Source organism: Streptomyces sp. CNH287, assembly GCF_000424825.1.
Genome location: NZ_KE384252.1, coordinates 430,323 through 439,248 on the forward strand (window position 1 = coordinate 430,323; position 8,926 = coordinate 439,248).

10 protein-coding genes and 2 rRNA genes are annotated in these 8,926 nt (G+C 75.2%); 2 read left to right on the forward strand and 10 right to left on the reverse strand.

All coding sequences use genetic code 11. The features are described from left to right. Positions 1 to 26 precede the first annotated feature (26 nt). From H299_RS0129465 to H299_RS0129485, 5 genes are all read right to left on the reverse strand, one after another. Complete coding sequence (locus H299_RS0129465) at positions 27 to 944, reverse strand: NAD kinase (RefSeq protein WP_027751364.1); 918 nt, start codon at positions 942 to 944, stop codon at positions 27 to 29. After that, positions 941 to 1,756, reverse strand: a complete 816-nt coding sequence (locus H299_RS0129470; RefSeq protein WP_027751365.1) for a TlyA family RNA methyltransferase — start codon at positions 1,754 to 1,756, stop codon at positions 941 to 943. Before H299_RS0129470 ends, H299_RS0129465 begins: the two co-directional genes overlap by 4 nt. Positions 1,757 to 1,769: 13 nt before the next feature. Next, positions 1,770 to 2,138 carry a hypothetical protein gene (locus H299_RS40750; RefSeq protein ID WP_051262961.1) on the reverse strand — a complete coding sequence of 123 codons (369 nt, stop codon included), beginning with the start codon at positions 2,136 to 2,138 and terminating at the stop codon, positions 1,770 to 1,772. A 75-nt stretch (positions 2,139 to 2,213) separates the two neighbouring features. Continuing rightward, entirely contained in the window at positions 2,214 to 3,065 is an 852-nt protein-coding gene (locus H299_RS0129480; RefSeq protein ID WP_078513141.1) for an ABC transporter ATP-binding protein, read from the reverse strand. After that, entirely contained in the window at positions 3,062 to 3,253 is a 192-nt protein-coding gene (locus H299_RS0129485) for a hypothetical protein (protein ID WP_027751367.1), read from the reverse strand. The genes H299_RS0129480 and H299_RS0129485 overlap by 4 nt, the downstream gene beginning before the upstream one ends. A 176-nt stretch (positions 3,254 to 3,429) precedes the next feature. Here H299_RS0129485 and H299_RS0129490 point away from each other — a divergent pair, with 176 nt between their 5' ends. Further along, positions 3,430 to 4,374 (forward strand): siderophore-interacting protein, encoded by a 945-nt coding sequence (locus tag H299_RS0129490; RefSeq protein ID WP_027751368.1) that lies wholly within the window; start codon positions 3,430 to 3,432, stop codon positions 4,372 to 4,374. Positions 4,375 to 4,399: 25 nt separating this feature from the next. Here H299_RS0129490 and H299_RS0129495 read toward each other — a convergent pair whose 3' ends face one another. Then, positions 4,400 to 5,422 (reverse strand): HAD hydrolase-like protein, encoded by a 1,023-nt coding sequence (locus H299_RS0129495; RefSeq protein WP_027751369.1) that lies wholly within the window; start codon positions 5,420 to 5,422, stop codon positions 4,400 to 4,402. A gap of 115 nt (positions 5,423 to 5,537) precedes the next feature. Here H299_RS0129495 and H299_RS36935 point away from each other — a divergent pair, with 115 nt between their 5' ends. Beyond that, positions 5,538 to 6,836, forward strand: a complete 1,299-nt coding sequence (locus H299_RS36935; RefSeq protein WP_051262962.1) for a DUF1015 domain-containing protein — start codon at positions 5,538 to 5,540, stop codon at positions 6,834 to 6,836. A gap of 89 nt (positions 6,837 to 6,925) precedes the next feature. Here the strand turns inward: H299_RS36935 and H299_RS40045 are convergent, their stop codons facing one another. The 4 genes from H299_RS40045 to H299_RS0129520 form a co-directional block, all read right to left on the reverse strand. Next, positions 6,926 to 7,645 (reverse strand): tetratricopeptide repeat protein, encoded by a 720-nt coding sequence (locus tag H299_RS40045; RefSeq protein ID WP_486587480.1) that lies wholly within the window; start codon positions 7,643 to 7,645, stop codon positions 6,926 to 6,928. Beyond that, positions 7,645 to 8,280: a hypothetical protein gene (locus H299_RS40050; protein ID WP_199782526.1), complete on the reverse strand. Its 636-nt coding sequence runs from the start codon at positions 8,278 to 8,280 to the stop codon at positions 7,645 to 7,647. The genes H299_RS40045 and H299_RS40050 overlap by 1 nt, the downstream gene beginning before the upstream one ends. A gap of 320 nt (positions 8,281 to 8,600) precedes the next feature. After that, positions 8,601 to 8,717, reverse strand: a 5S ribosomal RNA gene (gene rrf / locus H299_RS0129515). Between the two features lie 118 nt (positions 8,718 to 8,835). Beyond that, positions 8,836 to 8,926, reverse strand: a 23S ribosomal RNA gene (locus H299_RS0129520); the annotation flags it as partial.

Consider the following 8,926-nt stretch of genomic DNA (forward strand, 5'->3'; position numbering starts at 1 on the left):
CTCCCCCGCCGCCCGCGCGCCCCGCGCTACTGCGGCGCGCCGCGCCAACCCGCCACGGGGAGGGCGAACTTGGCGACCAGCCGGTCCGTGAACGAGGCGTGGTGCAGCCGCGCCAGGCGCACCGGCACGGCCCCGCGCCGCACCTCCACCCGCGCGCCCGCGGACAGCTCCGCGCTGCGCCGTCCGTCGCACCACAGCACGCCGCCAGGGGCGTGCGGCTGCACCTCGACCGCGAGCACCGAGTCGGGCGCGGTGACCAGCGGCTTGGCGAACAGCGCGTGCGCGCTGATCGGCACCATCAGCAGCGCCTCGACCTCCGGCCACACCACCGGCCCGCCCGCCGAGAAGGCGTACGCGGTGGACCCGGTGGGCGTCGCGCACACCACGCCGTCGCCGCCGAAGCGGGAGACGGGACGGCCGTCGACCTCCGTGACGACCTCGAGCATCCGCTCGCGGGCGGCCTTCTCCACGGCGGCCTCGTTGAGTGCCCAGTCCGTGTGCACCACGTGCCCGTCGTTGCGTACGAGCACGTCGAGGGTCATCCGCTCCTCGACCTCGTACGCACGGGTCACCACCCGGTCCACGACCTTGTCCAGGTCGTCGCGCTCCGCCTCCGCGAGGAAGCCGACCCGGCCGAGGTTGACGCCGAGCATGGGCACGCCGGAGGCGCGGGCGAACTCCGCGCCGCGCAGCAGCGTCCCGTCGCCGCCGAGGACGACCAGCAGCTCGCACCCCTCCAGCACGTCGGTGCCCGGCCCGCTCCTGGTGACCGTCTCGACCGAGGGAGGCAGCGGCAGGTCGCTGGCCTCGTCCCCCAGCACCCGTACGCCGATGCCCCAGCGCAGCAGTCCCTGTACGACCAGCTCGGCGCTGCGGACGGCTGCGGGCCGCCCGGTGTGCGCGAGCAGGAAGACCGTACGGCCCTCGGTCGGTGTCGTCGTCACTTCGGCCCCTCCGCCACGGCTCGTTCGACGTCGGCCGGGTCCAGTTCGGGTGCCCCGGCGCGCAGCCACAGAAAGTATTCGACATTGCCGGACGGACCCGGAAGCGGACTGGCGGTCACCCCGCGCACGCCCAGCCCGAGCGCGGCGGCCTGCGCGGCGACCTGGGTGACCGCCTCGGCGCGCAGCCGCTCGCTGCGCACCACCCCGCCGCTGCCGAGGCGCTCCCGCCCGACCTCGAACTGCGGCTTGACCATCGGCACCAGGTCGGCGTCCGGCGCGGCGCAGCGCAGCAGCGCGGGCAGCACCAAGCCGAGCGAGATGAACGACAGGTCGCCCACCACGACGTCCACGGGCTCGCCGCCGACGGCGTCGAGCGTCAGCTCGCGCACGTTCGTACGGTCGCGGACGGTGACACGGTCGTCGCCGCGCAGCGACCAGGCGAGCTGCCCGTAGCCGACGTCGACGGCGACCACGTGCGCGGCGCCCGCCCGCAGCAGCGCGTCGGTGAAGCCCCCGGTGGAGGCTCCGGCGTCCAGCACCCGGCGCCCCTCGACGCGCAGCCCGGCCGGGCCGAAGGCCGCCAGCGCCCCGGCGAGCTTGTGCCCGCCGCGCGAGACGTACTCCGGGCCGTCGCCCTCCTCGCGCACCACCACGGCCGCGCTGGTCTCCACCTGGGTGGCGGCCTTCGTCGCCGGTGTCCCGCCGACGGTCACCCGGCCCGCGGCGATGAGCCGGGCGGCGTGCTCGCGGGAGCGCGCCAGGTTGCGGCGCACCAGTTCGGCGTCCAGGCGCTTGCGTTGCGGGCGGGTCACGGCCACGTGGGGTTCAGCTCCTGACTTCGGGCACTACGGCTGCCGGCGCCGCCGCCGGCCGGTCCAGCGCGGTCAGCGTCTCGCGCAGGCCTCGGTGCACATCCTCGTACACCTCCAGATGTCCCGAGACGGCGAGGTGGTCCGCGTCCTCCAGCCGCCGCAGCTGCGCGTCGACCGGGGCGTGCCCGGTGGGGCGGGTACCCAGGCCCAGGGGGCGCGGGCCGTCGTCGGGCAGCCCGGCCGCCGGGCCGGGGCGCGCGCCGTCCGTGGCGTCCGTGGCGTCCGCGCCTTCCTCGCGGTCCGTTACGTCCGCGGCGGCTGCGCCGGGGACCGCGGGCTCGTCGTGCTCCTCCGGCTCCGCACCGGGAATGGGCTCGTCCATGGGCCCGACGCTACCCGCTGTGCGCGGTCCGCAGGGTGACGGCGGGGGCCCGCGGCCGTACCGGCTGCGGCTCCGTCAGACGGCCGCCCGGCGACGGGCGGCCGGAACCACCAGCGGCGTACCCGACTCGGGGTCCTCGATCACCCGGCACGGCAGCCCGAAGACGTGCTCCACCAGCTCCGCGGTGACCACCTCGGCCGGATCACCCTCCGCGACGATCGCGCCCTCCCGCATCGCGATCAGGTGGGTGGCGTAGCGGGCGGCGTGGTTGAGGTCGTGCAGCACGGCGACCACCGTGCGCCCTTCCTCGTGCAGCCGCGCGCACAGGTCGAGCACCTCGATCTGGTGGGCGATGTCGAGGTAGGTGGTCGGCTCGTCGAGCAGCAGCAGCGGCGTCTGCTGGGCCAGTGCCATGGCGATCCACACCCGCTGCCGCTGCCCGCCGGACAGTTCCTCCACCAGGCGGTCCGCCAGGTCCGCGACACCCGTGGCGGTCATCGACTCGCCGACGACGCGCTCGTCGTCGCGCGACCACTGCCGCAGCAGCCCCTGATGCGGGTAGCGCCCGCGGGCGACGAGGTCGGCGACGGTGATGCCGTCCGGCGCGATCGAGGTCTGCGGCAGCAGCCCGAGGGTGCGGGCCACCTGCTTCGCGGGGAGCGCGCCGATGTCGGCGCCGTCCAGCAGTACGGTGCCCGCCGAGGGCTTCAGCATCCGGGAGAGGGCGCGCAGCAGCGTGGACTTCCCGCAGGCGTTGGGGCCGACGACGACCGTGAACGACCGGTCCGGGATGCTCACGTCCAGCCCTTCGGCGATGACGCGCTGGTCGTAGCCGAGGGTCAGCCCGTCGCCGCTGAGCCGCACGCCCGCTCCCTTGTCGTTGCTCGCGCCCGTACGCGTGCCCGGGATGGTCTCCGTGCCTGTCATATCCGACCTGCCTTGCGCTCCGTGGCCAGCAGCCACACCAGATGACCTCCGCCCAGCAACCCGGGCAGCGTGCGCGACAGCCGCATGCCGTGCACGGCGGTGCAGGAGGCGGCGGCGCCCCGGCGGGACCGGCCGCGCGAGGGCCGTGCCGGACGGCGCCGGGCGTGGGCGAGCGGGACGGGCGTCACGTACGGGCTCCGGATCTGAACCGGGCGGCGGAGGCGCACCCGGTCACTGGACAGCAACTTTGGTGAGGTTAACCTAACTAGATGGTCGGGCCCACGGCTACCCGGCCTCCCGTGCCCCGCCCTGTCGCACCCCTGCCCGCCCTGTCCCGCCCGCCACCCTGGGAGGTCCCCGCCCCATGAGCACCGCAGCACCCGAAGCACCGGCCCTGCCCTTCGAGTTCTTCGACGTCCACGTCGTGCGCACGCACCGGGTCGGCCCGACGATGATGCGCGTCACCCTCGGCGGCGACCGGCTGGGCGGCTTCGCCTCGGGCGGACGGGACCAGCGCTTCAAGCTGTTCCTGCCGCAGCCGGGGCAGGACGCCCCGATCGTGCCGACCGAGGCGGGCGAGGAGTGGTTCACCCGGTGGCGGGAGATGGACCCGCGGGTGCGGGGCGTCATGCGCTCCTACACGGTGCGCGCGCAGCGCCGCGACCCGGACGAGCTGGACATCGACTTCGCGCTCCACGGCACCGAGGCGGGGGCGGACACGGCGGCACCCGCCGCCAGCGGCCCCGCGTCCCGCTGGGCCGCGGGCGCCCGCCCCGGAGACCGGGCCGTCCTGCTGGGCCCCGTCGCCGCGGACAACGCGGGTGTCGACTTCCGGCCCCCCGCCGGCACGGACTGGGTCCTCGTCTGCGGTGACGAGACCGCGCTGCCCGCCGTCGCGGGCATCCTGGAGTCGCTCCCGGCCGGGATGCCCGCCAGGGTCTGGATCGAGGTCGCGCACACGGGCGACGTCCAGCCGCTGCCGACCCCGGCCGACGCCGAGATCCACTGGCTCGTCCGGGAGGAACTCCTCGCGCCGGACGCCGCCGCGGACCGGCGGCCCCGCCGCACCGACCTCGCCCCGGACGCCGTACGCGCCGCCGCCTTCCCGCCCGGCACGCCGTACGCCTGGGTCGCGGGCGAGGCGGCGACCGTACGGGCGCTGCGCCGCCACCTGGTCAAGGAGCGCGGCCTCGCCCGCCGGGCGGTCACCTTCACCGGCTACTGGCGGCTGGGCGCGACGGAGGAACAGCTCGTCGAGGAGGCGGTCTCCCGGACGGCCCCGGCGGACGGCGCGGAATCCGGCGGCTGACCGCCGGCGGCCCGCCCCGCCGGGCTCACAGCCCCAGCCGCGCCAGCACCTTGGCCGCGTCCAGGGTGCACCGCTCCTCGCCCGCCACCGCCCACGCGGCCCCGCACAGCGCCCTCAGTCCGTCCACCGGCGAGCCGTCCCCGTCCAGCCGGTACCCGCCGTAGCGCACGACCGCGGTCCACCCCCCGCAGCCGAAACCCGACTCCTGCGGGGTGACCGGCGGCTGACCGCTCAGCAGTCCGCGCAGGTCGGCCGCCACGTACGTGGGCCGGTGCCGGGGCCCGGCCGCCAGCAGCTGCGCCGCGTCGGTGACGCCGGTCAGCACCAGCAGCGAGTCGACGCCGCCCGCGTGCGCGCCCTCGATGTCCGTGTCCAGCCGGTCCCCCACCACCAGCGGCCGTACCGCCCCGGTGCGCAGGATCGTCTCCCGGTGCATCGGCGGCAGCGGCTTCCCGGCCACCACCGGCTCGGGCGCGTCCCGCATCCAGCGGGTGGCGATGCGTACGACCTCCACGGCGGCGCCGTTGCCCGGCGCGATGCCCCGGGCGCTCGGGATCGTCAGATCGGTGTTCGAGGCGAACCACGGCAGCCCACGGCCTACGGCCAGCGCCGCCTCCGCCAGCCGCCCCCAGGGCAGTTCCGGCCCGCCGTAGCCCTGCACCACGGCCGCCGGGTCGTCGTCGGCGGACTCGACGGGCGTCAGCCCGCGCTCCGTCAGCGCGACCCGCAGCCCCTCCGCGCCCACGCACAGCACCCGCGCCCCGTACGGCAGCCGGTCCGCGATCAGGCGGGCGACCGCCTGGGCGGAGGTGACGACGTCCTCGGCGCGCGCCGGAACGCCCAGCCGGGTCAGATGGGCGGCGACGGTCTGCGGGGTCCGCGCCGCGTTGTTCGTCACGAAGGCCAGCCGCATGCCGCCCTCCCGCGCCACGGCCAGCGAGGGCGCGGCGTGCGGGACGGCCGCGCCGCCCGCGTACACCACCCCGTCCAGGTCCAGCAGGGCGGTGTCGTACGCCTCGCTCAGCGTCTGCCGGGAAGCTCGCAGCATGAGGTCCCGCTCCTTACGGCTGTGCCGGTCGGCGCGGCCCTGTGTGTGAGTCGGTCGCCCCGATCATCTCGCACCCGTCCGGCAGCGTGCCGACCGGGCGGCATAGCATTCCCGGATGAGTGATGCCGGGCTCCACCTCCGTCCCTTCCGGGGGCTGCGCTACGCCCAGGACCGGGTCAGCGGCCTCGCGGCCGTCACCTCGCCGCCCTACGACGTGGTGGTCCGGCCGGACGGCGTGCAGCACCTGGAGACGGCGGACCCGTACAACATCGTCCGGCTCATCCTCCCGCAGGCCGCCGACCCAGCCGTCCGCCACCGGCAGGCGGCGGACACGCTGCGTCGCTGGCGGCGGGAAGGCGTGCTGGCCCAGGACGCCCGGCCCGCGCTGTACGTCTACGAGCAGCGTTCCGGCGAGCTGCTCCAGCGCGGCCTCATCGGCGCGCTGGACCTGGACGGGCCGGTGCTGCCGCACGAGGACGTGGTGGCGGAGATCGTCGCCGAGCGCGCCGACCTGATGCGCGCGGCGGCGGCCAACTTCGAGCCGCTGCTGCTGTCCTACCGCGGCGACGGCACCGTCACCGGCGCGACCGCCGTGATCGAACGGGCCCTCAAGCGCCCGCCGCTGCTGGCCACGACCACCGAGGACGGCTTCGCACACCGGCTGTGGCCGGTCACCGACCCGGCCGAACTGGCCGCCGTCGACGCCGACCTGAGCCACCGCGAGGCGCTCATCGCCGACGGGCACCACCGCTGGGCGACCTACCAGCGGCTGCGCGCCGAACATCCCGGCGAGCCCGCCTGGTCCCGCGGCCTGGTGCTGCTGGTCGACACCGTGCGCCACCCGCTCCAGGTCCGTGCCATCCACCGGGTGCTGCCCCGGCTGACCCTGGCCGACGCGCTGACCCGGCTGGCGGCGCACGAGCGCGCCTTCCGCGTCCGCACGGTGTGCGGACCCCTTGCGTACGCGACGTCCGCGCTGGCGGAGACACCGGGCAACGCGTTCCTGCTCTCCGCGGGCCCCGCCGAGTACCGGCTGCTGGACCGCCCGGACCCGGACCTGCTCGCCCGTACGATCCGCACCGACCGGCCGGAGACCTGGCGGGGGCTGGACGCCACCGTCCTGCACTCCACCCTGCTCGACGAAGTGTGGCGCATCCCGGACCACTCCGCGGACATCAGCTATCTGCACTCCGCCGAGGACGCCGTCGACCAGGCGCACCGGCGGGGCGGCACGGCGGTGCTGATGCGCCCCGTCAGCGAGGACGCGGTGCGCGAACTGGCGGGGCAGGGCGTGACCATGCCCCGCAAGTCGACCTCGTTCGGGCCGAAGCCCGCGACCGGGCTGGTGCTGCGGACCCTCGGCGAGGAAGGCACCGAAGGCGCCGAGGGAACCGCCGACGCCGCACCGGCCTGAACCGGCGCCACGGCAGACGCAGCCGAACGCAGGCAGGGGCGGAGGGACGGCGCGGTGACCGCGGCCGTCTCCCCCGCCCCTGCGCGGCCTCAGTCCCCGGCGCGCGTCCCGGCGCCGTCACCGTCGGCGGCATCCGCCCGGGACTCAGCCCCTTCGGCGTCCTCCGCGGCTACGGCGTCCTCCGCGTCCTCGTCCAGCGCGTCGAGGAACTCCACCCCGTCCAGCTCGGCAAGCCGGTCCGAGGCGTCCGTCGCCCCGCTCTGGTCCGCCTCCAGCGCCTTGGCGAACCACTCCCGCGCCTCGGCCTCCCGGCCGACCTCCAGCAGCACGTCCGCGTACGCGTACCGCAGCCGGGCCGACCAGGGCTGCACCGAGTGGGAAGCCAGCTCGGAACTCTGCAAGGTCACCACGGCGGCCTCGGCCTGCCCCATGTCACGCCGGGCGCCCGCCGCGACCAGGCGCATCTCGACCTGTCCGGCCTTGTCCAGCTTCTGCACCTCCGGCTCACCGGCCATGGCCAGAGCACGCTCCGGACGGCCGATGCCGCGCTCGCAGTCGGCCATCACCGGCCACAGCTGCACCCCGCCGGTCATCCGGCGGGCAGCCCGGAACTCCGCCAGCGCCTCCGCGTACTTGCCCACGGCGTACGCTGCGAATCCCGCTGTCTCCCGGACCGCGGGGACCCGCGAGGCCAGCCGCAGGGCCACCTTCGCGTAGCCGTACGCCTCCTGCGGCTCCTCGTCCAGCAAGCGGCCGACCATCACGAGGTTCTTGGCGACGTCCTCGGCCAGGCCCTTGGGCAGGCTCATCAGCTCCTGCCGGACCTCCTTGTTGATCTCCTCGCCGGTGACGTCCTCGTCGATCGGCAGGCGCCGCAGCGGCTCGCGGTCCGGCCTGCGGTCGTCACGGCGGAAGCCGCCGCGGTCACCGGGGCGGTCGCCGCCGCGAGGCCCTCGGCGGTCGTCACCGCGCCCGCGATCACGGCCGCGGTCGTCGCGACCCCGGTCGTCACGGCCGCGGTCGCCGCTGTAGGGGCGGCGGGCGCCGCGGTCGTCGTCACGGCGCGGGCCGCGCGGGCGGTCCTCACGCGGGCGGTCGTCACGGTCCCGCCGGAACCCGCCGCGGTTCCCGGGACGGTCCCCACCCCGAGGACGGTCGCGATCCCCGCTGCCGCCGCGGGGGCGGTCACGGTCGTCGCCACGCTCACGGCCCCCGGTCCCCGGGCGCCGGGCGCCGCGGTCGTCGTCGCGCCGCGGGCCGCGCGGGCGGTCCTCACGGTCTCCGGGACGACCACGCCCGCGATCGTCCCGCGCACGGTCGCCGCCGCTCCCGTACGGGCGGCGCCCGTCGCGATCGTCCTCACGGCGCCCGCCACCCGGCCGGTCGTCACGCGCAGGGCGCGCGCCGCCGCGCCGATCGTCACGACCACGATCGCCCCTGCCACTGCCGCCGCCCCTGCCACTGCCTCCACCGCTACCGCGGTTCCGGTCGCCGGCCCGGTCGTCGCGCCGGAATCCCGCGCGATCGTTGTCGCGGCGGGGCTGACGCGGTCGGTCATCGCCTTGTCGGGGTTCTCCCTGGCGAGGCCGGCGCTCCGGCCGGTCGTCGGGCGAGTTGGTGGACATCGGCGTGACTCCTGTCTGCAAGCAACTGCATGCCATTCTCGCGCAGCCGCACATTCGGCGCGCATCGAGCAAAAACACCACAAAAAAAGGCCGTCGGCCCCCAGCGCATGCACGCTGAGGACCGACGGCCCTAAAGATTGTTCGGCGGTGACCTACTCTCCCACACGCTCCCGCATGCAGTACCATCGGCGTAACAAGGCTTAGCTTCCGGGTTCGGAATGTAACCGGGCGTTTCCCTCGCACTATGACCACCGAAACTCTTTTCAGGTCACGAGGACCCAGAGTCTTAGCGAACAAGCACACTGTTCAGTTAAAATCGGTGAATAAAAAGTCTGGTTGTGGTCTCAGAAACCACACAGTGGACGCGAACAACTGAGGACAAGCCCTCGGCCTATTAGTACCGGTCAACTCCACCCCTCACGAGGCTTCCATATCCGGCCTATCAACCCGGTCATCTACCGGGAG

Coding starts and splice junctions, on each gene's coding strand:
- H299_RS0129480 (WP_078513141.1), bottom strand. CDS start 3,065: ATGACAGGCACGGAGACCATCCCGGGCACGCGTACGGGCGCGAGCAAC.
- H299_RS0129495 (WP_027751369.1), bottom strand. CDS start 5,422: ATGCTGCGAGCTTCCCGGCAGACGCTGAGCGAGGCGTACGACACCGCC.
- H299_RS40750 (WP_051262961.1), bottom strand. CDS start 2,138: ATGGACGAGCCCATTCCCGGTGCGGAGCCGGAGGAGCACGACGAGCCC.
- H299_RS40045 (WP_486587480.1), bottom strand. CDS start 7,645: ATGAGCCTGCCCAAGGGCCTGGCCGAGGACGTCGCCAAGAACCTCGTG.
- H299_RS0129490 (WP_027751368.1), top strand. CDS start 3,430: ATGAGCACCGCAGCACCCGAAGCACCGGCCCTGCCCTTCGAGTTCTTC.
- H299_RS36935 (WP_051262962.1), top strand. CDS start 5,538: ATGAGTGATGCCGGGCTCCACCTCCGTCCCTTCCGGGGGCTGCGCTAC.